Source organism: Dysgonomonas sp. Marseille-Q5470 (assembly GCF_951230145.1).
Taxonomy (GTDB): domain Bacteria; phylum Bacteroidota; class Bacteroidia; order Bacteroidales; family Dysgonomonadaceae; genus Dysgonomonas.
Genome location: NZ_CATNVE010000006.1, coordinates 209,523 through 232,842, shown reverse-complemented (window position 1 = coordinate 232,842; position 23,320 = coordinate 209,523). Strand labels below are relative to the sequence as shown.

At 33.6% G+C, this 23,320-nt stretch carries 19 protein-coding genes and 3 tRNA genes; 15 read left to right on the top strand and 7 right to left on the bottom strand.

The genetic code is table 11. The features are described 5' to 3' along the window. Positions 1-247: 247 nt before the first annotated feature. From QOX35_RS11910 to QOX35_RS11900, 3 genes are read left to right on the top strand one after another with little or no spacing between them, the layout of a single operon-like run. Positions 248-862, top strand: a complete 615-nt coding sequence (locus QOX35_RS11910; RefSeq protein ID WP_283687088.1) for a S24 family peptidase — start codon at positions 248-250, stop codon at positions 860-862. A 21-nt stretch (positions 863-883) separates the two neighbouring features. After that, positions 884-1,363 (top strand): hypothetical protein, encoded by a 480-nt coding sequence (locus QOX35_RS11905; RefSeq protein WP_283687087.1) that lies wholly within the window; start codon positions 884-886, stop codon positions 1,361-1,363. Next, complete coding sequence (locus QOX35_RS11900) at positions 1,357-1,773, top strand: hypothetical protein (protein ID WP_283687086.1); 417 nt, start codon at positions 1,357-1,359, stop codon at positions 1,771-1,773. Before QOX35_RS11905 ends, QOX35_RS11900 begins: the two co-directional genes overlap by 7 nt. A 98-nt stretch (positions 1,774-1,871) precedes the next feature. Here the strand turns inward: QOX35_RS11900 and QOX35_RS11895 are convergent. The 5 genes from QOX35_RS11895 to metN form a co-directional block, all read right to left on the bottom strand. Further along, positions 1,872-1,953: transfer RNA gene (locus tag QOX35_RS11895), tRNA-Leu, on the bottom strand. A 9-nt stretch (positions 1,954-1,962) separates the two neighbouring features. Next, positions 1,963-2,035, bottom strand: a tRNA-Gly gene (locus tag QOX35_RS11890). 104 nt (positions 2,036-2,139) lie between these two features. Further along, positions 2,140-2,508, bottom strand: a complete 369-nt coding sequence (locus QOX35_RS11885; RefSeq protein ID WP_283687085.1) for a rhodanese-like domain-containing protein — start codon at positions 2,506-2,508, stop codon at positions 2,140-2,142. Between the two features lie 51 nt (positions 2,509-2,559). Next, positions 2,560-3,213, bottom strand: a complete 654-nt coding sequence (locus QOX35_RS11880; protein ID WP_283687084.1) for a methionine ABC transporter permease — start codon at positions 3,211-3,213, stop codon at positions 2,560-2,562. Next, positions 3,206-4,237 carry a methionine ABC transporter ATP-binding protein MetN gene (gene metN, locus QOX35_RS11875; RefSeq protein WP_283687083.1) on the bottom strand — a complete coding sequence of 344 codons (1,032 nt, stop codon included), beginning with the start codon at positions 4,235-4,237 and terminating at the stop codon, positions 3,206-3,208. Before metN ends, QOX35_RS11880 begins: the two co-directional genes overlap by 8 nt. Positions 4,238-4,688: 451 nt before the next feature. Here metN and metQ point away from each other — a divergent pair, with 451 nt between their 5' ends. Further along, positions 4,689-5,492 (top strand): methionine ABC transporter substrate-binding lipoprotein MetQ, encoded by an 804-nt coding sequence (gene metQ, locus QOX35_RS11870; protein ID WP_283687082.1) that lies wholly within the window; start codon positions 4,689-4,691, stop codon positions 5,490-5,492. Positions 5,493-5,631: 139 nt separating this feature from the next. On the opposite strand, the gene QOX35_RS11865 is transcribed toward metQ, so the two are convergent. Further along, positions 5,632-5,705, bottom strand: a tRNA-Thr gene (locus QOX35_RS11865). Positions 5,706-5,979: 274 nt separating this feature from the next. Between QOX35_RS11865 and pepT the strand changes: the two genes are divergently transcribed. From pepT to QOX35_RS11840, 5 genes are all read left to right on the top strand, one after another. After that, positions 5,980-7,200, top strand: coding sequence for a peptidase T (gene pepT, locus QOX35_RS11860; protein WP_283687081.1), 1,221 nt, complete (start codon positions 5,980-5,982; stop codon positions 7,198-7,200). Positions 7,201-7,374: 174 nt separating this feature from the next. Next, positions 7,375-8,472: a glycine cleavage system aminomethyltransferase GcvT gene (gene gcvT / locus QOX35_RS11855; protein ID WP_283687080.1), complete on the top strand. Its 1,098-nt coding sequence runs from the start codon at positions 7,375-7,377 to the stop codon at positions 8,470-8,472. 135 nt (positions 8,473-8,607) lie between these two features. Continuing rightward, on the top strand, positions 8,608-9,273 hold the full coding sequence (locus tag QOX35_RS11850; RefSeq protein WP_283687079.1) for a neutral zinc metallopeptidase: 666 nt from the start codon (positions 8,608-8,610) through the stop codon (positions 9,271-9,273). Between the two features lie 354 nt (positions 9,274-9,627). Beyond that, on the top strand, positions 9,628-12,378 hold the full coding sequence (locus QOX35_RS11845) for a PAS domain-containing hybrid sensor histidine kinase/response regulator (protein WP_283687078.1): 2,751 nt from the start codon (positions 9,628-9,630) through the stop codon (positions 12,376-12,378). Between the two features lie 13 nt (positions 12,379-12,391). Then, positions 12,392-13,447, top strand: a complete 1,056-nt coding sequence (locus QOX35_RS11840; RefSeq protein WP_135104329.1) for an endonuclease/exonuclease/phosphatase family protein — start codon at positions 12,392-12,394, stop codon at positions 13,445-13,447. Here the strand turns inward: QOX35_RS11840 and QOX35_RS11835 are convergent. Beyond that, complete coding sequence (locus tag QOX35_RS11835) at positions 13,444-14,574, bottom strand: hybrid sensor histidine kinase/response regulator (RefSeq protein ID WP_283687077.1); 1,131 nt, start codon at positions 14,572-14,574, stop codon at positions 13,444-13,446. The two genes, QOX35_RS11840 and QOX35_RS11835, sit on opposite strands and share 4 nt — an antisense overlap. A 373-nt stretch (positions 14,575-14,947) precedes the next feature. Between QOX35_RS11835 and QOX35_RS11830 the strand changes: the two genes are divergently transcribed. From QOX35_RS11830 to QOX35_RS11805, 6 genes are all read left to right on the top strand, one after another. Beyond that, on the top strand, positions 14,948-17,287 hold the full coding sequence (locus QOX35_RS11830) for an LruC domain-containing protein (RefSeq protein ID WP_283687076.1): 2,340 nt from the start codon (positions 14,948-14,950) through the stop codon (positions 17,285-17,287). A 120-nt stretch (positions 17,288-17,407) separates the two neighbouring features. Then, positions 17,408-17,773, top strand: coding sequence for a response regulator (locus tag QOX35_RS11825; RefSeq protein ID WP_185146729.1), 366 nt, complete (start codon positions 17,408-17,410; stop codon positions 17,771-17,773). Continuing rightward, entirely contained in the window at positions 17,770-18,921 is a 1,152-nt protein-coding gene (locus tag QOX35_RS11820; RefSeq protein ID WP_283687075.1) for a sugar transferase, read from the top strand. The genes QOX35_RS11825 and QOX35_RS11820 overlap by 4 nt, the downstream gene beginning before the upstream one ends. A 32-nt stretch (positions 18,922-18,953) precedes the next feature. Then, positions 18,954-19,685 (top strand): TolC family protein, encoded by a 732-nt coding sequence (locus tag QOX35_RS11815; RefSeq protein ID WP_283687074.1) that lies wholly within the window; start codon positions 18,954-18,956, stop codon positions 19,683-19,685. A 6-nt stretch (positions 19,686-19,691) separates the two neighbouring features. Further along, positions 19,692-21,815, top strand: coding sequence for a GumC family protein (locus QOX35_RS11810; RefSeq protein WP_283687073.1), 2,124 nt, complete (start codon positions 19,692-19,694; stop codon positions 21,813-21,815). A gap of 206 nt (positions 21,816-22,021) precedes the next feature. Further along, positions 22,022-23,314 carry an O-antigen ligase family protein gene (locus QOX35_RS11805; RefSeq protein ID WP_283687072.1) on the top strand — a complete coding sequence of 431 codons (1,293 nt, stop codon included), beginning with the start codon at positions 22,022-22,024 and terminating at the stop codon, positions 23,312-23,314. Positions 23,315-23,320: the final 6 nt, after the last annotated feature.

The window sequence follows — 23,320 nt, the reverse complement described above, 5'->3', positions numbered from 1 at the left end:
TTAAAGAAACTGAAAAAATGTTAGCAAGAGAAGCTAACTTATAAGCATTTTACGTTCTTTGAAAATCCTTCCTAAGTGGTATACTTTTCAAATCCATTCCGGTATACTTTTCATTTATTATATACAATTCTTTTATCTTTGTATTCGTATTGTTATATGATTACAATGCAAATATCAATATTAAAATTGATATATCAATGATACTATCAACAATTATCATTGACATTAACTTTAATTAACTATCTACATGTTCAAACTAAAGGAGCTAAGGGCTGACAAGAAGCTTACACAAAAAGAAATGGCACAAATACTGGAATGTGGTCAACCTAATATTGTTGCTATTGAAAAGGAAGGAAAAGACTTGACGGATTATCAATTAGGTATATTGAATGAATTATATGGAGTGGATTATGTAAATTCATTCAATATAAAAGAAGATCGTGTCAATGAAAAATCGCGAGAGGAAACCCGACCTCGCATTCCATTAAATGCTGCTGCCGGATCTATTTCGGTTGCCCTGGACGGAGTTACAAATGAAGATTCGGAACAATTACCTTTCGTTTCAGCTTTTTCTAACTACAACTACACAATTCTTGTTAAAGGGGATAGTATGGAGCCTGAATTTATGTCAGGAGATGAATTGGCCTGTTTGCAATTAACTAACGGAAAAGCTAGGTTTATTCAATGGGGAAGATATCATGTCCTTGATACCGCTCAAGGTGTAGTTGTAAAGCGCATATATGACAACGGAGAATATATTCTTTGCAAATCAGAAAATAAGGAACTGTACCCAGATTTTCAGATTCTAAAAGAGGATATCTATAATATAGGGTTAGTTATCGGAATGCTTAGGAGATATTAAATAAAATAAACAGAGGTCTACATGTGGACTGGTGAAGATCAAAAAGAATTAGACGATCTTAGAGAATATAATCGAAAAGAAGGCGAAATATTGTCTAAATGTTGTGACACAAATAATAGGGGTATTGCATTTGAAAAAGAAGGAAGGATAGAAGAAGCATTAAAGGTATATGAGGAAAATATATCCTTAAGGCAGCCTGCCCTCCATGCTTACTGGAGACTCATTAAACTATACAGGAAAATGAAGGATTATAAAAATGAGTTACGTGTCATAAAGATAGCTATTGATGTATTCATGAAAGAAAATGAGAGACGTGCTAATTTAGTTCTAGATGAACATCCAGAATGGGAAGATATAATTATGCAGGCAATGGAAACAAACGAAGAGGTTAGGCTTGATGATGGGCGATATGTTTTAAATCAATATAATGTCATAGAGTTCATCGATAGAGAGGTAAAAGTAAAATATTTGATAGAAAATAAAACTCAGAAATCATGCTAACATTATCATTTGGAAAATCCACCTCTCCCAAATTCCGCGATGCTGTAAAGCTTGCAGAGAAATTTACGTCATGTGTAAAAACGGACAATAGAACTTCTGTGTCATTGCCGGTTAAAGAAGTCTTTGAAAAGTGGGAATATTTTAATCAGTTGTTCTGGACCGTTGTAGATTGGAAAGAAACGACACTAATGTATGAAGATATGACTTATCATTCCCATACAGACAAGACTCGTATATTTTATGCACTTCAGAATGCTCATTGGAAGTGGATGAATTACATTGAAGATAGAGTATCGAAACTATATAATACTACTGTGGAAGAACTAGATTTGTCAAAAATAAACACTAAAAACATCGATGATGCAACGGCAGATCTTCTGATAGACCTTTATAGTATAAAAAAGCAATAGTTTTATAATGCGTTCCAAAATACGTTCCATGCATAAAAACAAAATAGGTGCAAATTTCTGATTTACACCTATTTAAAGCAATCAAAATTAACATTATGTGCGCATGAAGGGACTCGAACCCCCACGACCGTAGGTCACTGCCACCTGAAGACAGCGCGGCTACCATTACGCCACATGCGCATTTTTTCGAGCGAAAAACGGGGCTCGAACCCGCGACCCCAACCTTGGGAAGGTTGTGCTCTACCAACTGAGCTACTTTCGCAATCGGTGTTGTAAAATTAGTATATTTTCTGAACTCTGACCAAAAATAAGAATACTATTTTACGCCTTCATTCTTATTTTTTATAAGGCCGAAAACGTCCCGTGCTACTCTTCTTCCCGAGCTTCTAAAATAGACTTTAGATGTTCCCATCCACCACCATTATATACATTCGTAAATCCAGCCTCTTCCAACTCAGCTTTGGCTTTAGCACTTCGTCTGCCACTTCGGCAGATCACAATTACTTTCTCATAATGTTTTAAACTCTCGATAGAATCACCGAGTATCTGTAAGGGAATATTTATAGACGATTCGATATGCCCTTCATCGTACTCTTCTACCGTACGCACATCAACAATCACAGTACCTTTACGTGCAGCCAATGATCTTAATGTATCTGTATCGGCTATCTGCGCATCAATAGAAAGAGATACCAGACTAAGAGTAATTGTAAATAAAAAATAAGATAGTTTCATTTTCCAATTGAAATTGTGAATATTATTTAGATTCCAAAAAAAGCAAAGTGATTATCTATGGTCAAACTTCTTAGAAATATAATTACCTGTATATTGGATTATAAACACTAATATTACGAGCAACGCTAAAACTATATTCATTATTTCCAGATTATAGCCAACATAGCCATATTGGTAACCAATTTGTCCCAAGCCTCGGGCTCCCACAGCACCACCCATAGCAGAATAACCGACAAGCATTATTAACGTTATAGATACACAATTAACAATTGACGGTAATGCTTCTGGTAATAAAACCTTTTTCACAATCTGAAGTGGAGTTGCACCCATCGATCGGGAAGCCTCTATCAAACCACTCGGCACATCGATAAGGCTATTTTCTATCATTCGGGCAACAAAAGGAGCAGCACCAATACTCAATGGAACAAGTGCGGCTAAAACCCCTATTGATGTACCTACCAATGCACGAGTGAAAGGAATCATCCATACAATAAGAATAATAAAAGGAATGGCTCTAAAAATATTTATGAATGTTGATAGGATATTATGCAATATCATATTTTCTTTTATCTGCCCTTTACGTGTTATATACAGCCAAACCCCAAGCGGTAACCCCAGCAAAAAACTAAAAAAGCCTGACACAAGGGTCATGACGATTGTTTCACCTGTACCTTTTAACAATAAATCGATCATCTCACTAGACATATCCTAAAGTACTTACATTTATATTCTTACTCTTTAAATACCCAACAGCTAATATTTCATTTTCGGGCAAGCCGTGTAATTCTATCAACATAACCCCAAACTTAACACCTTTTATATGATCTATTTGAGCACATACAATATTACTATTGACCTCATACAACTTCGCAATATCCGATAGCACTGCATTTGCTTCAGACTGTCCCGATATCTCCAATCGAATGAGCATATGTTTATTATCCATGAATTGCTCTGTCAGCCGATCTGAATAATTAGAAGGAATATGCAGTCTTATAGAAGAATCTATAAAGTATTTGGTCAATTCATTTTTAGGATGTGAAAAGATCTCAGTGATCAGCCCTTGCTCTATCAACTCTCCGTTGTTGAGGACAGCGACTTCATCACAAATCGTTTTTACAACTTCCATTTCATGTGTGATCAACAATATTGTAATATTCATCTTCTTATTAATATCTTTCAACAACGAAAGAATAGAATAAGTAGTTGCCGGATCTAATGCACTGGTTGCTTCGTCACACAAAAGTATTTGAGGATTATTAGCCAAAGCGCGCGCAATAGCAACACGCTGTTTCTGTCCACCCGAAAGTTTTGCAGGATAATCATTAGCTTTGTTTTCTAGGCCCACAAGAGCCAACAACTCCAAAACCCGTTGTCTAATTAATTCCTTAGGTGTTTTATTCAGCTTTAGGGGAAATGCTATATTTTCAAATACTGTGGCGGAGGATAGCAAATTGAAGTGTTGAAATATCATACCGATCTTCCTTCGGGTAGCAATAAGCTCTGAAGGTGACAAAGTCAGCATATCCTGTCCATCAATATATATTTCACCTGAAGTGGGACGTTCTAATAAGTTTACACAGCGGATCAACGTACTTTTGCCTGCACCCGACTCTCCTATTATACCAAATATCTTACCTTTAGGGACAGTAAGGGATATATTCGACAGAGCAGTAGAAGACGCATTTTTTCCCTGAAAAACCTTTGTTACATTCTTTATGTCAATCATCTAAATATATAGATTGTTTCTTTTAATTATTTTGCCAAAAGTACACAATCCAGGCTATTTTATAAAATTATATTTTCAATATTCTCCTTTGTTCTTTACAAAACACAAAATTAACGATATCGCTTATACAGTAAATACCTCATTTATGGTATTTATGATTAAATGGAAGCCTTATAGTTTTGCAGAGGCTATACAGGTCATAAGTTTTTTATTATAATTAGATTCTTTACTTTTGTACTAAGCAATTGGTAAAAACAATGCCGTATTTGTTGTATTGCAAGAAACTCTGTGTTACTCTTTTTACTCTGTGTTAAAAGAAATGGATAAGAGTAAATGCGACAATAATTCCTTTTTATAACTTAGATAAAATTTGCAGGTTATTATTTTATCATTAAAGACAAATAATACGAACTTGCTCATTATTTAATAATTTAGAAAATATAATATCAGTATGAAGAAAATAAATGGATTGATTACTATATGTGCATCCCTTATACTACTCACATCTTGCGGAAACAAAAAAAATAACGACCCAAATCATATTAAGATAGGGGTATCTTCAGGCCCTGAATACGCAATAGCCGAAACGGCTAAAAAAGTAGCGAAAGAAAAATACGGACTAGAAGTAGAATTAGTACAATTCAGTGATTATGTAATGCCGAACACAGCATTAGATCAAGGAGATATAGAAGCCAATGTATTCCAAACAAAGCCTTTTTTAGAAGAACAAACTACGAACCGTGGATATAAATTTGTCATCGTAGGTAATACGTTTGTATATCCAATGGCAGCATATTCAAAAAAAATAAAAAGTTTGGAAGAGTTGAAAGATGGAAGTGTAGTAGTGATCCCGAATGATGCATCAAACAATAGCAGAGCATTGCTATTATTACAAAAGGCGGGATTGATAAAACTGAAAGATGGAGCAACCTCTCCACGACTAGTTGATATAATAGAAAACCCTAAAAATCTGGAGATATTAGAACTAGAAGCGCCACAACTACCTAGAGTCTTAGATGACGCAAAAGTGTCTTTATCTATCATCAACAATAATTTTGCAGGACAAGTAGGGCTTTTACTTAAAGACGCTGTTTTTGCAGAAGATAAGGAGTCTCCTTATGTCAATCTGATTGTGACCCGAGAAGAAAATAAAGATAGTGACAAAATCAAAAAGTTTGTAGAATCGTATCAATCAGAAGAGGTGGAAAAAGTTGCGGCTGATGTGTTTAAAGGCGGAGCCGTAAAAGGTTGGTAATTCAGTATATCAAAAAGCAGAATTTACGTACTTTCAATAATAATAAAACAGGGTTAGAATTTCTAACCCTGTTTTATTATATTGAAGATAAAAAATAGCTATAAACAAAAAAAACTATCCAAATTGGATAGTCTTTTTGAGCCTCTTGTCGGATTCGAACCAACGACCCCGAGATTACAAATCACGTGCTCTGGCCAACTGAGCTAAAGAGGCAGATGGGTAAGCTTACTATATCGCGTCGCTACAACCGACGGCCCTTGCTGCGATCAAACCCTGGGGGATTAATCGGGAGCTGACCGTATAGGACTTACCCGCGACAAAAGTAGATAAATTTTTCATATTCACAAAATATGATTTCAATTTTTTCCTTTGATTTCCTTTTACTACATTTGTATGAAACTCTTTTGTAGAAAGAAAATACTAGATATCAAAGCGTTAACAAATTTGATTTTTCGATAAAAATATTATAAAAAAATAAATAGAGAATATGACAGTAGTAGATCGTTTCTTGAAGTATGTGAAATTTGACACAGAATCAAGCACTGAAACAGGTACAACACCAAGTACTCCCGGACAAATGGTTCTAGCCCGTGAACTCGAAAAAGAGTTGCATGAAATGGGTTTAGAAGATATATCTTTGGATGAGAAAGGCTATATTATGGCAACTCTTCCTGCTAATACAGATAAAGAAGTGCCAACCATAGGGTTCGTTGCGCACATGGATACCAGCCCCGATTTAACGGGTAAAGATGTAAATCCACAGATTGTAAAAAATTATGACGGAAAAGATATTATATTAAATAAAGAGCTTAATATAGTTTTATCTCCTAACGATTTTCCTGAGATGCAAGACTATGTAGGTCAGGATTTGATAGTAACTGATGGTAAAACACTATTAGGTGCGGATGACAAAGCAGGCATAGCAGAAATATTGACTGCAATCAAATACTTGAAAGATCATCCGGAAATCAAGCATGGAAAAATCCGAATAGGATTTACTCCTGATGAAGAAATTGGTGCAGGAGCTGACTATTTTGATGTTGAAAAATTTGGCTGCGAATGGGCTTATACGATGGATGGTGGACCTATTGGCGAACTAGAATACGAAAATTTTAATGCTGCCGGCGTAAAAATTAATATACAGGGACGAAGCGTACATCCCGGATATGCGAAAGACAAGATGGTTAATGCATTGGTAGTAGCCAACAAACTAGTCTCTCTCCTACCCTCAAATGAACGCCCCGAGCATACTACCGGATATGAAGGTTTCTTTCATTTGACTAATATATCGGGAACAGTAGATGCTGCAACCGTAGGTTATATAATACGTGACCACGATCGTGAAATATTCGAGAAGCGTAAACAAATAATGTTAGACACTATCGTTTTCATCAATAAACTATACCCCGATAGTACTACTGTAGAAATAAAAGACCAATATTATAATATGCGCGAGAAGGTTGAACCGGTAAAGCATGTGGTTGATTTGGCTTTTGAAGCAATGACTGCTGTAGGCGTTACCCCTATTGTAAAACCTATCCGGGGAGGAACAGACGGTGCACGTCTATCATTTATGGGGTTGCCTTGTCCGAATATCTTTGCAGGTGGGCATAACTTCCACGGACGTTACGAATTTGTACCTATCCAATCGATGGAAAAAGCTGTACAGGTGATCGTTAAAATTGCAGCATTGGTAACGAGTAAATAAATCGCTGTTTATATAGATAAGTGTATTCATTTTTTAATGTGAATAAAATTATCTATATTATATGGAAATACACTATAAATAATAAAAAGTAACAAGTAAAACCTATATTATTATGTGTTACTTTTGTTACTTTTTAGTAATATTGAACACTAATAACGAAATATATAATAAGTAATGAAAAAAACTCCATTTACAGACATCCACATTGCTCTTGGCGCTAAGATGCATGAATTTGCGGGCTATAACATGCCGATCGAATATTCAGGTATTATAGATGAACATATGACCGTCTGCAAAGGCGTGGGAGTATTTGATGTATCTCATATGGGCGAGATATGGGTAAAAGGATCAAGAGCTCTTCCTTTTTTACAGAGAATGTTAAGCAATGACGTTGCCACTCTTGAAATAGGTAAAGCCCAGTATACTGCCATCATTAACGATCAGGGTGGAATAGTAGATGATATAATCATATATCATTACGAACCCGAGAAATACATGTTAGTAGTAAATGCATCGAACATAGAGAAAGACTGGAAATGGTTGACAGATCATAATGAAGAATTGGCTGATCTTGAAAACTCATCAGATACGATAGCCCAATTAGCCATACAGGGACCTAAAGCTTTGGCGACACTTCAAAAGCTAACCAAGATAGATCTAACAATGATTCCTTATTATTCTTTTGTTATTGGTAGTCTTAAGGGATCGGGGCTGGAGAGCGTAATTATATCCAATACAGGATATACCGGAGCAGGAGGTTTTGAGTTATACTTTTACCCTGAATACGGAGAAGATATATGGAATGCTATTTTTGAGGCAGGAGAAGAGTTTGGCATTAAACCGATAGGACTGGGTGCTCGCGATACACTTCGCCTCGAGATGGGATTTTGCCTCTATGGAAACGATCTGGATGATACAACTACTCCTATCGAAGCCGGATTAGGTTGGATTACCAAATTTACAGAAGGAAAGAATTTCACTGCTCGCGAAATACTTGAAAAACAAAAGCAGGAAGGCGTAAATCGTAAACTATGTGGATTCAAGATGCTTGAAAAAGGGATTCCACGTCACGGCTACGATATCGTAAACGAAAATAATGAAAAAATAGGAACAGTCACTTCGGGTACAATGTCGCCAACTTCAAAAATAGGAGTAGGATTAGGTTATGTAAAACCGGAATATGCTAAGCTGGGAGCTCCTATTTTTATTAAAGTACGAGAAAAGAATTTGAAAGCAGAAGTAGTAAAACCGCCATTCAGGAAATTGGACTAATCCAATAACACTTTTTCTTCGCATGATGCAGCAGCAAGAGATAAAGACAGAGGCAAAGGAAGATTTAAACAATCTCTTTGTTTTATACGTTTGTATTTATAATGTATACTCGAGCAACATCTAAGAATACAAAATATGAGATTGGATGGCAGAAGGACTAGTGACAACGTAGATGACCGTCGAGGAAAAAGGGCTTCGGGTAAAATTTCTTTAGGCATTGGCGGAACAATCATAATTGCTTTCATTATTGGGCTTGCTGGCGGTAACCCTATGGAATTTATGACTCAGCAAGCAACCGATATAATATCGCCGGAGAAAATCTATGTGTCATCTGCCCAAGAGGAATCCGCTGCTACTTTTGCAAAAACAATATTGGCCGGTACAGAAGATGTATGGGCTGACATATTTGATCAGAATGGACTAAAATATATAGTTCCCGAAGTAGGTTATCACGTACAATACTTGATCGGTACGTTGCAAAAAGGACAACAGTTTACCGAAAAAGAAAGTAACGAGCTTAATGTTAGGCTTGAACTACAAGCCGAATTTTATGCCGGAGTATGGGCCTGTCACGATAATGAAAACTTCAATTCGCTTGAAGACGGTGATATAGAAGAAGGACTGAATGCAGCCTCGCAGATTGGATACCATGACTTGCAAATGCAATCGCAAGGATACACGGTTCCCGACACCTCCAATCACGGAACATCTGCTCAACGTATACGTTGGTTGAAGAAAGAACTCCAAACAGGGAATATACAAGAAGGAAACACCTTTAATATCCCCTATAAACAGTTATAACAGAGAAACGAGGATTAAGCGTAGTAATTAGTTTCTTTTTTATAATTATAAACATGAAGTAAGCCTAAAATTTGCCCTAAATAGACAGAAAGTCTTATACTTCATTGTTATACTTTTACAAAAAACAAATATAAATCAGTAACATATGAGAAAAGCTAAATAAAGTTTTGATCATACTATATTCCACGTTATTTGATTGATATTTTAAATTTACAAAACCAGTTTTGGATAAAATATATAGTGGCAAAACAGTTGAGACCACTAAACCATTATACCCTTATTGGTGTTGTTATAAGCATCTTTTTTTGATAGTATTTATAAATATAGTTTCCTCTTTTTAATACACTATATACAATGGATATAAAGTATAGACAATATTCCAAAGATGAATTGATACAGCGCATAAAAGATCTGGAATATGACAATTTTGCATTACAGAAAGAATTAATAAACAAATATGTAGGGAATGTATCCTATAGTAATACGGAAGAGACCAATGTTAATCTGTTGCATGATAGAGAAAGAGCCTTTGAAATATTACTAAAAACCTGTGATTCGCTTTTTTTATTCCGCTACGACGGAACCTGTGTAGATTGCATTATAAAATCAAATCACTGGTTTCTAAAATCGGAACAAATTGTAGGGCAAAATATTTTTGATATACTCCCCGAAGAAACGGCATTAAATTTTAAAGCCCATTTTGATGATGTTGTAACAAATGGAGGAACTTCAAGCCTTAACTATGATCTTCCTTTAAAAAGAAACACCATATATTTCAAATGTATCATACAACTTTATGAAAAGGAGTTTGTACTTTGTCAATATCGTGATATAACTCAGCGTAGCCAGATGAAAAAGAGGTTGGATAACGCCAACCGAAAGCTAAAAGAAACGCAAAAAATAGCAAAAATAGGACATTGGAAATATAACCCTCAAGTAGGAATGTTGTATTATTCCGGATTTGGAAATATATTCTCTATAGTTGAAGAGGAAGCGATTATATCTATTGATGAATATTCTTCTAAAATACATCCGGCCGACAAAGAAGCATTTATAGATTATCTGAACGGCAGGATTTACAACGGTAAATACCTGGACTATAGACGAGTTTATACGAAAGACAATTACTCGATTGTATCTTATATAAGAACACAAATAACCAGTGTATACGAATATAAAGGCGAAACAATCATAGAAAGGTACGTACAGAATATAGACGATGTTATAAAAAATCGTTGGGAATATGAAACAGTAAACTTCATGAATAATGTGACAAGCGATCATGTTTTTGGAGTCTTTATGGAAGATGGCCAACTAATATTTGCCAATCAACAATTTTTACTTCACAATAATATATCAAAAGATAGAGATATTTCCGATTATAAAATATCAGATCTCAAACAGCTCAGCACAGAGCAATGGGAGCTTATTCTAAAAAATCTGGAATCGAATGAAAGCTATAAGTATAACATAATTTACACAGATAGTGAGACTGAAAAGACTTCTTACTTTGACTGTATCTCGTATTTGGCGAGAGATACTTTCGGCACAAAATTTATATGGAGTTACTGGTCAAATACCACAAAACAGAAATACGCTGAGATTGAAAGTAAAAACACACGTAATCTCATGAATATGGTTTTAGATAATATGCCTATTTCTGTATTCATTAAAAACCCTTTGAACGACTATAGATATATATATTGGAATAAGATATCAACACAATTTTACCTCGTTCAAAATGATGATTTTTCCGATAAAACGGACTTTGATATTTTCCCCAAAGAATTAGCGGAGAGATATCGAGCTGAAGATATAGCAGCATTTGAAACCGGAGTTCCTCAAAGAGTATTTCAAGAATTTGTAGATAATGATGGAAATATCCGATATGTTGATATACTCAAAATACGATTAAACAGCGAAACGGATAATTCTTCTTTGGTAATAGGTTTAGGTTGGGATATTACAGAACTCAAAAAAATAGAAAAAGAGCTTACAACAGCAAAGTTGAAGGCAGAGCAGTTAGACAAACTCAAATCTGCATTTCTATCTAATATGAGTCATGAAATACGCACACCTTTGAATGCAATATTAGGATTCTCTCGCATTATAGCAGAAACTGATGATCAGGAAAAACGAAACTATTATTTTAATTTCGTTGAGTCCAATAGTGGTCGGTTATTAGCCTTAGTGAATGAAATTTTAGACTTTTCGAAAATAGAATCTGGCATTGTAGAATTTGAACCCGAAGACTTTGATTTTGGCATGTTATGTCTGGAGATATATGAAACATACGCATCTCAATGCCATCCCGAAACAGAACTGATCTATAATAATATAGGAACAGAGTTATGGATACGATCCGATAGAAACAGAATACACCAAGTTCTATCAAACCTTATTATTAATGCTCAAAAATTCACGAAGAAAGGATATATAAAGTATGGATTTGAGGTAATAGACAATAAGATCAAAGTTTATGTAAATGATACCGGAATCGGAATAATAGAGGATCAATTAGATAAAATATTCGAACGATTTATGCAAGTTGACAGCAATGCTATTGGAACCGGATTGGGCTTAGCTATTTGTCGTTCTATAGTAGAGCGTCTTGGTGGAGAGATATCGGTTAAATCAGAATTAGAAAAAGGATCTTGCTTCACTTTTACATTGCCATATGAACCTACAAAAAACGGGGAAGCAGAAAAAAATAATACCGATAATTCGGTCAAGAACTATTCTTTCGATCAGAATTGCACGATCTTAGTTGCCGACGATGATGATAATAGTTATCAACTGATAGATGCAATGATAGGAGAAGAGTATGCTTTGCTACAAGGGCTAGATGGAGTGGAGGCTGTGAGAATGTTTGAAGAATATAATCCTGATATGATCCTGATGGACTTGAATATGCCAACGCTTAATGGATTTGAAGCAACAAAAATTATCCGTCAAGTTTCTCCTGACATTATCATTATTGCAATTAGTGCTAAAGCTTATGAAAAAGACATAAAAAAAGCAATTGATTCAGGTTGTAATGAGTTCTTAGCAAAGCCAATCTGCAAAGATAAATTAATAGAAACTATTCATAAATATATTATTTAAAAATCTGAATTTAATGGGAAAAGTTGCTGCAATAAAATTAGTAAACTTTTATATTGTTATTTTTAGTCTACTCATTGCAGGCACTACAATTGTAGGTGTCCTCTCCCCATTCTTTGACCCTAGAGATTATAGTATTATTCCTTTTATAGGACTAATATTACCTGTAATTTTAATCCTCAATGTACTAAACTGCTTATACTTACTCATTACTAAAAGATTTATCATCGCATCTATTATTGCTATCACCTTCTGTATAGGTTTTCTAGGTGCCGGCTACAAACTTCCTAACTCTTCCCCAAAAGTAGATCTAGAAGGAAAGAATATACGGGTAATGACATTTAATATAAGTGAAAATAAGGCTAAGAATGATAGTTATGGCAATCTACATCAAATAGTAGAGTTTGTAAAAACAGAAAATGTAGACATTTTTTGTATCCAAGAATATCCTAATAATAAGGAAATAGGAGACTCTCTGAGAAAATGTCTTAGCTTTTTACCTTATTATACCTTCTCCGAAAATGGAAGTGATTATTTAAAAGTAGCAATTTTTTCACGCTATCCAATACAAAACATAAAGCCTATATTATTCAACAATAGCAATAACAGCGCCATTGCAACAGACTTGCTGGTTGAAGACAAAACGATACGATTAATCAGTGCCCATCTACAGACGACAAACTTCAATCAGAAAAGAATAGGTTCGATATGGAACACTCCAAACTCATTGCATAAGACGATAAGTAAAATGAATGTAAACCAAAGAATACGGGCATCTCAGGCTAATCTTATCAGAGAAGAAATTTGCTCGAGTACAATGCCTATTATATTTTGTGGAGATATGAATGATACCCCAACCTCATATGCATACAAGACCATCAAAAAAGATCTACAAGATGGATTTAAAGAATGTGGAAACGGCATTGGGCATACTTATAAAGGTTTATTAAATATGCTACGGATTGATTATATCTTATATTCAAAAGAAATTACAGGAATAAAATATGATTCACCGAAAAAAGCTTATAGCGATCATAATCCCGTTATCATGGATTTAGTATTAAACTATTAATTGTTTATTTCTTTGGGAAGAGAAAAGAAAAATGTAGACCCCACTCCTTCTTTCGATTCAAACCATAGTCTGCCATTATTCTTCTGAACAAATTCCAATGTCAACAGCAGTCCCAAACCGGAACCTTCTTCCTGAGCTGTTCCATAACTTGTATAATGAGTGCCGACATTAAGTAGTTTTTGCTGATTTGCCTCACTTATACCACATCCGTTATCAGATACAGATACAATATACTCATCATCAGTTTCTTTTATTTCTACTTTAATTATTCCTCCTTCATAACTAAACTTAATGGCATTGCTGATTAAGTTCCGCGTACAACTTTTCAACATATCTATATCTGAAAAAATATTCGCAGATTTAACCTCTGTATTAAATTCTATTTTGATATTCTTAATACTGGCAACATTCATAAAAACATCCGTAGTACCTTTCACAATAGGAACAAGGTCTACACTTTGAGGAATAGCCAATTGCTTACCGATCTGCAATTTAGTCCATTTCAACAAATTATCTAGAAGGGAAAATATATCTTCGGTTGTTTTATTTGCAAGCTTCAAAAGCTCATATATTGCCGGATCGACTTTATCTTTATCAACATCATGCATTATTGAATTCATTATCATCATCATCGATGCCATTGGCGAACGTAGGTCATGTGCTATTACCGAATACATCTTGTCCCTATCCAGAATCGTCTTCTTTAGCACATGGGTTCGTTTTACAATTATACGTTTAGCGGCAAGTAATGAGAGTTGATGAATTATACGGGCCATTAATTCTTCCTTATTAAAAGGCTTTGTTATATAATCACTCCCACCTAATCTAAATCCCTTGACAATACTGTCAACATCATTCATCGCAGTTAAAAATATGACAGGAATCTCTCTATATAATGAGTATTTTTTCACCTCTCTTATCACTTCAAAACCATCCATATTAGGCATATTGATATCCAAAAGGATAAGATCAGGCGCGTCATTCCGAATTATTTCAATGGCTGCTTGTCCCTCATTTGCTGTAACAACGTTGAATCCCTCCTTATCCAATAACACTTGAAGGAGTAATACATTCGTCATCACATCATCTACCACTAATATTGTATAATCGGAATGATTTATTTTCATTTTAAATAATTAGGTGTTAGTTTTAATAAAAATTTTTTATTGGATATTAGATACAACAAACAAGTGCCTATGAAGTTCACGAAACGGGACATTTTTAAAAGAAAAAGGCATGTTCACATAAGATAGACATTGAAGACATTACAAACTGAATTATTCAAGAAAATCATAATGTGTTAATTTTTTCTATTAATGAACTTGAGCGTATTTATTTTTGTTATAGCTATGACCTTAAGATATTTCAATAATATTTTTTGGAAATAAATGACTAATAATAAAGAAAATATATATACTTTTACTCAGTTTTTTATAAAACCATTTATACTATATATAGTTTATATTGAGGACAATCAGAAAACCCCATTTTTATTTAATTATGAAAATCAAATTTGCGTATACAGCATTGCTGTTCATAGCTTTACTAACTAGTTGCAGTGAACAAGATTATTATGACCCTAATTCTCAGGTAATACCTGATGAATTATCAGACTTAACCGTTCCTTCCGGTTTTGACTGGACTACAAGTTCCAATATTAGTCTCAATTTGGATGTGGATGACCAATTCAATGGTTCATATTATTACAAATTACAAGTTTTTAATCAGAACCCTATCATTTCACCAAATGCATCACTATTGGCAGAAGGCCTAGCTAAGAAAAATGAACCATTTAAAGCTAAGGTTACATATGCTAAGTCTGATAGTATCTTGTATGTCCAAGAAACTGACCCAACAGGAAAAAGATCAGTAAGAGCGATCTATACCTCTAACGCATTAAAGTCAGCAAGCGTAGCAACACTGAAATCAGGATCAACTAAAAGTTTAGACATAAATTATACTGCGCCAACAAGAACATATACAACACCATCTAATGCAACCGTTATATCCGGATCATCATATAGCATCAGCTACTCAAGCAATCAATATGTGATACCGGCAGGGCAAACATTTGAAGGGCAAATAAACAATAGCTCCTGGTACGATGCATACGTATATGTGGAAGGAACATGGAAAAACACTTCAACTAATACAGAATTGAATAATTTAAAAATAATTATTCAAGATGGAGGAAAATATATTCCAACACAAACTTCTTCAAACATAAAAGCAAATGGTTCGGCTAAAATTGTTGTAGCTACAACAGGGCAATTCAATCCTGATAAGAAAGAAGTTAATGTGGATATGAATAATGAAAATGGACAAATAGTAAACAACAGTACTGTATTCAACATCAATAACATTTCGAATATAAGAAGTTTGTTTAATTATGGTACAATGTCTGCATCAGGTACATTATCTGCAAATACGAGTAACGTACAGGTTATAAATGAAAGCTCCTTGACTGCTCAGAACTTGTCTATTAACAACAATGCGAATTTTATCAATAAAGGTCAATTTACTGTTAATGGCAATACATTCTTACAAAACTCTATTATCAATAACAATGCTGCATTTACAACTCAAAATATAACTGTTAATGATGCTACAATTGAAAATGGATGTAAATTTATCATTAATGATAAAGGAACTTTCCAGGGCACAACATTAAATACAGCTGCTGAAACATTGTTAAAATGTAACATTTTAGACCTTCAGGGTAATAATAAAATAAATCTTGGATCTTATGCTATAATGAACGTTACCAATGAACTTAAATTCAGTAACTCAGGAACTAGTATCAATGGTCCTACTTCTGGCAATAAAGCCTTAGTAAAATTAGAGAAATTTTCAATCACAGAATGGAGACACCCGGCATTTACCGGTTATTTAGAGATAGAGTCATCAAACTATCCTGCAAACTCAGGATCAACAGGGTATGACGTTCCTTCAGACACTAAATATGTTAACTTTGTAAGAAAAGGAGAGTCTACTGTTAACATTGAAGCAACAAGCTGCAACGAGGGTGGAAATCTGATTCAAAGAGGAGGTCCCGTTATTATAACATATCCACTAAGCACTACATTAGGAACAACTTATACTTATGCTTTTGAAGATAATTACCCAAGTATTGGTGATTATGACATGAATGACTTTGTTCTGGATATAAATTTAGGATATACATTATCGGCCGCTAATAAAGTTTCAAAAATAGACATTCAAAGTAAAGTAAGAGCTGTTGGTGCTACAAAAAGACTTGCTGCAGCTATTCAGCTAGACGGCGTATTGAAAGGTAATATTAAAAGTATAACAAATTCAAATACAAGCTTCAGTGGTGACGTTTTCTCTATGAGTAATGGTTTGGAAAACGATCAGGATTATGCAGTTATTCCGCTTACAGATAATGCTCATGCATTGTTTGGAGCTAATACTTCTCAGATAATAAATACTAAAGCAGGGGAAACTCATTTTCCGGCTAAAGCTATCACAATCAGTATATCATTCAACGAGCCTATAGATATTTCTAATGTTTCTTTGATCGATATACTAAACGTATTCATTGTCAACGGTGGCTACAATACATCTAATAGGAAGGAAATTCACTTAAGGAATTTTGCAGCAACAAAAAAATCGACAGATGTATCTTCTGGAAGAAACTATAGTACATCTGACTTAGTATATGGCATAAGAGTTCCACTATCTTTGAAATATCCATTAGAGTGGGTTCGAATTATCGATGCATATCCTCAATTTAAATCATGGGTATCTTCAAATGGGCAAAATTATCCTAATTGGTATGAAACTTACGAAACAAATAAAGTATATTTATTAGAACAATAGAAAATAATACGAATATCTCAAATTATTTTATTAAATTGAGATATTCGTGAATTTTGGAACAAACTATTTCTATTTTCATATTTATTTGTTTATCCGAAGAATCCCTGATAAAAAAAGGAAATAATGCAAAGAATATTAATTATTGATGATAAAGAAGCTATAGCTAAAGTTATAGCTAACTATTTTAGAGAGGACTATGAATGTATTTATTTTGAGAATCCATTAAAAGCAATTCAATGGTTAGAGCAAAATTCGATACCGGATTTGATTATCCTGGATTTGAGAATGCCTTTCATGACCGGTGAAGAGTTTTTGGCATATATCAAAAAAAATGAGCTCTTTAAATCTATCCCCGTGGTTATCCTTTCTAGTGAAGATAACAGTATCAATCGAATTCGATTATTAGAAAATGGAGCGGAAGATTTTATATTGAAACCCTTTAACCCGATGGAGTTAAAAGTTAGACTAAAAAAAATCCTTAAATGACTTTTATTATATATATAGGTAGTAATAAAGAATATATCAATCATTTTCAAGAGTTATTACAAGAAAATATAGTTATAGTCAAAAATAAAGAAGAGGCTGGTATTATATTGAAAGAATTACCCTCAAATAAAATCCAGCCTCTTTTATATGAAAAAATTAATCCTGATGTAGATAAGGTTAATATTGCATACCTGAAAAAGAAATTCAAAAATCTATATATAATTCTCGTTACAAAAAAAATAGGAAAAGAAGAAACTAGTATATATATAGAGGCAGGAGCAAATAATACTATTTCTCCGTATGCTGATTCAGATGTATTTAAAGCAATCACTAATTTTATATCTAAAAATGAAATTCTAAATAAAAAAGAAAGAAAAGAAAAGAATAAGGTTGATGAAGTATTTACAATACCTAAAGGTAAACGTATATTTGATATAATTATTTCACTATCAGCTCTTATCGTTCTATCTCCATTCTTGATTTTAATAATGGTCTTAATCAAGCTTGAAAGTAGAGGACCTATTTTATATAAGTCTAAAAGAGTTGGGAGCAACTTCTACATTTTCAATTTCTTGAAATTCCGATCTATGTATATAGATGCAGAGGAGCGCCTCTCTAGTTATCTATCAATGAATCAGTACACCAAAGAATCGAAAGAAAAAACATTGGAAGTAAGCACAACAAACTCTGATATTATCAATGATGATACGGTACTAGTTTCAGACGATTACGAAATATCAGAACATGAATATCTAAATAAGAAAAAAGAGAAAAAAGATACAACCTTTTTTAAAATAGCACACGACCCCAGAGTCACAAAAATGGGTAGATTTATGAGAAAATATAGTATCGATGAAATCCCCCAATTGATAAATATATTAAAAGGAGATATGTCAATAGTAGGTAATAGACCTTTACCTCTTTATGAAGCAGAACTATTGACCGGAGATGAATATATTGAACGCTTTATAGCTCCGGCAGGATTAACCGGGCTATGGCAAGTAGAAAGGCGCGGAGGAGAGGGCAAGATGTCAGCAGAAGAAAGAAAACAGCTGGATATATATTATGCTCACAATTACTCCATATGGCTTGATTGCAAAATTATTTTTAAAACATTTTTCTCATTTATACAAAAAGAAGATGCTTAACATCTATTAAGTATTTGCAAGTTTTTACATTTATGAAACTAAAACTAGTCATCATTACATTTTTCCTATTCTCTTGTAGTATCTCTCTGCTAGCTCAAGATATAACAGAGTTAAAACCTAAAGATTATCTAGACTTTCAGTTACCTCCGATATCTGTTCTATACGAAAACGCTAAAGCTAGCCCTATTCTCAGCTATTATGAGAAAAAAAAGCAGGGATATAAAAGTTTGATAGATTCCGAGAAAAAAAGATGGTTGAGTTTCATCAAATTAGTTACCAACTATCAATATGGGGTAGTAGGTAACAATACAACTTTTTCAGATACAAACACCCCAATATTTTATCAATATTCAGGAAATAAACAGAGTTGGTACAACTTTGGAGCTTCAGTATCTATACCATTAGATGACATTTTTGATAGAAAGAATAGGGTAAAAAAACAAAGGTTGGATATGGAAGCGACTGAGTTTGAACAAGAGAAATGGTATGATGAACAAAAAATCCGTATAGCAGCAATGTATAGTCTCGCAATGAAAGACTTAGCATTAATAAAAATTAAATCAGAAGCCTTACTCTTTGCAGAGGCTCAGTTAAATCTAAGCGAAACAGACTTTATTAATGGTAATATCACTATCCAAGAACTGGGGAAACAAAAATCTGTGTATACAACAGCTGTATCCGACTATGAAGAGACTAAAGCAAGTTTAAACTCCTCTCTACTTCAGCTTGAGATATTGGCAAAAACTCAAATTATATCTAAATAAAATAATATGCAACAAATAAGGTGTATATATACGTTTATCAATAAAATAAAATGGTGGTTATTGATTGTACCGTTGCTAATATCAGGTTTAGTTATCTTATCTACAAGACATCTTAACCTCGAATATACTGTAGAAACTACAGTTTTCACTGGTGTTGTCTCCAGCTATGGATTAGATCCCGAACAGCCGACGTCCCAAAACTGGAATATATTAAATAACACTTTGGAAAATATTATAAATATTGTAACCTCTAAAGAGACATTGAAAGATGTTGCACTCCGGCTATATGTGCAAGATATGATATATGGTGATTCGGAAAAAGATAATATTTACATCAAAGCATCCAATTACAGGAAACTCTTAAATATAACACCGAAAGAAGTTCAGGCTCTTATAGATAAGAAATCAGAGGAGAAAACACTCGAGAATATTCTGGCTTATGAAAAGTCCGATCCTAAGAATTTTATATATGGATTATTAAATTGGCATCATCCACACTATAGCTATGAGGCCTTAAGCAAAATCTCTGTAAAGAAACTAGGCAATAGTGATATGCTAGAAATAACATATACAGCTAATGATCCGGGCATAGCATACAATACTTTGGTAATACTCAATCAATCATATGAAAAAAAGTATCAAGATATCCAGTTCGGAACAACCAATAATGTCATTCATCACCTTGAGAAAGAGCTAGCTCAAGTGAGTTCAGAGCTTAGAAATGGAGAAGATTCTTTAACAAACTATAATATTGAAAATCGCGTTATCAACTACGACGAACAAACAAAACAGGTAGCAGCATACGATAAGGATGTCCAATTGATATATCAGGATGCATTGCTTAGATATAGTAGTTCTAAGGCATTAATTACTCATCTAGAAAGTAAGATATCGGAAAACTTAGCATCAATAAAAAACAACTCTGAGTTTATTTCCAAACTCAATACTATATCTCAATTACGCAGTAAAATTGCCGAGATAGAACCATTCTACAAAGACTCTCTAGTTAGTCCCGCAAATCAAAGACAAATTAATAGGTACAAAGCCGATCTTAAGACTGCAGAGGGTGATCTTCATGTAATTATGAATACATTGAGTAATCAAAAATATACCAAGGATGGTTACCCGACATCCAATTTCGTATCCCAATGGCTTGATGAAGTATTAAAAAATGAAAAAGCTTCCGCAGAACTTGCTGTTTTAGATAGAAGACGAGCCGAATTGGATCAGGAATACCTTCACTTCTCGCCAATAGGTTCTACAATAAAACGGAAAGAAAGAAGTATTGACTTTCTTGAACGTTCTTATTTATCAATTTTATCAAGCCTTAATACGGCCCGATTAAGATTAAAAAGCTTAGAAATGAACTCCGCTTCATTGAAAGTACTCAATGAGCCTACATTTCCACTATTATCAAAACCTACAAAAAGAAAAGCTATAGTTTTAGGTTCTTATGTAGCTAGTGTTATATTTATAATCAGTTTATTCTTATTAAAAGAATTATTTGATAGAAGGTTATTAGATAAAATGCGAACTGAACACATTACTTTAGGTAAAGTTTTAGGAGTATTTCCAGAAGAAGGTAAATTGGGTAAAAGAATTTTTAGAAAATCTTATGAAGAAACCTGTATACTACTATTAGGCAATAACTTATTAAATTACTTTGCATCTGAAAAACCTAGTATAATAAACTTCTTCAGTATTTCAAATGGAGTTCAAAAAACATATATAGCAAATGCTTTATCGGATTATTGGAAAAGCATAGGTTTATCTGTAAAAAATATTGATTGGACGAAAGATTTCTCGAACTCTTCAAAAAGCTATCTGTTGATCAACAAATTATCAGATATCAATATAGATATAATTAACAATGATGTTGTGATTGTTGAATATCCTTCAATAAAAGAGAATCCAATACCTAAAAACTTATTACAAACCGCTTCTTTTAATTTGATATTACTCGACGCAAAAAAACAATGGAAAGGTAGCGATCAGTTAATTTTTGATGAGATAACAAGACTTTCAAAAGATGTTCCGATTATGATTCTATTAACAAATGTAAGCCATGCTGTAGTAGAAAATATAACAGGAATAAAACCGCTAAAAAAGGATATCGAAGCCAATAATTAATACATTAGCCAGAAATGAGCAAACCCTCAGACATATATTCCAAATTTTATGATAAATATTTTTATCTAGGGCTCTTTCTTGGACTACTGATTATATTAGGAACAACTATATATACACGGAACTTTATTAGCGGGATATTATTCGCCTGTATACCAACAACATGCCTTATCTTATTCTGTTTTTTCAAATTTCCTCAATCGCTTCTGATGATTCTATTCATAGTTAATTACATAATTATGGGTATCAGCCGGTACGGACCAAGTATTCCCGGAGGAATGGTAATAGATGCTTTATTGGCATTCATATTATTTATTCTATTTTTCCGTACGGTATTCTTTTCTGTCGATTATTGGAAAAGATTTAATAATCCATTGACATATATCTCTCTTTTTTGGCTTATTTATTGTATTATGGAAATCTTGAATCCATATACAACGATTGAGCTTTGGATGACTTCTGTCAGGGGACTGGGATTTTATTTATTCTTATTTATAGTTGTTACCACGGCTTTATTCAAACGCTATAAAGATCTGAAAAAGGTGCTCCTTCTATGGGGAATACTTACAATTTTTGCTGTATTAAAAGCTATCATTCAAAAATTTATAGGATTTGATTCGGCTGAAAACCATTGGCTGTATGTTGAAGACGGAGCTAGAACACATGTTATTTATTCGGGTATTCGATATTTTTCATTTTTCACTGATGCTGCTAACTTTGGTTGTAGCATGGCTTTATCCATGGTTGTATTCTCGATAAGTGCATTATATATCAAAAGTAAAAAGGTTAAAGTGTTTTTCTTTATTGTAGCTATTTTGGCTGGTTATGGTATGCTTATATCGGGAACTAGAACAGTTTTAGCGATATTATTTGTGGGATATGCAACCTTTATTCTAATATCAAAGCTCGAAAAAGTTATTATTGGAGGCACATTTCTTATATTATCCTTATTTATTTTCCTAAATTTCACCAATATTGGGCAAAGTAACGCAGATATACGTCGTATGAGAACTGCTTTTCATGGAGCCGAAGATGCGTCTTTCAATGTAAGGATTGAAAATCAGAAAAAGATGCGGGAGTTCATGCCTAACCATCCTTTTGGAATTGGTATAGGAAAAGCGAAACACACGGATTCAAACGATCACATGTATGGATTAGCTACAGATTCTTCCCTTATTTATGTATGGATAGAAACAGGTATTGTTGGCCTCATTCTTTTTATTTCTATTTTTCTATTTGTACTAGCAAGAGGAATATATGATATATTGTTTCGTATCAAGAATAAAGAACTTAAAGGCATAATGAGTGCTCTAATAGCAGGTCTATCAGGGATTTTAATTGCATCTTATGGAAATGAGGTTCTACAACAGTTTCCTACCGGACCGATTTTATATATGTGTATGGCATTCATCATGATGGGACGGTATTTTGATAAAGAGATCGAAAATAAAGAAGCCGAAAATAACAAGTTGTCCTCTAAGAATGAATATACCTCTATCTAATTAAGG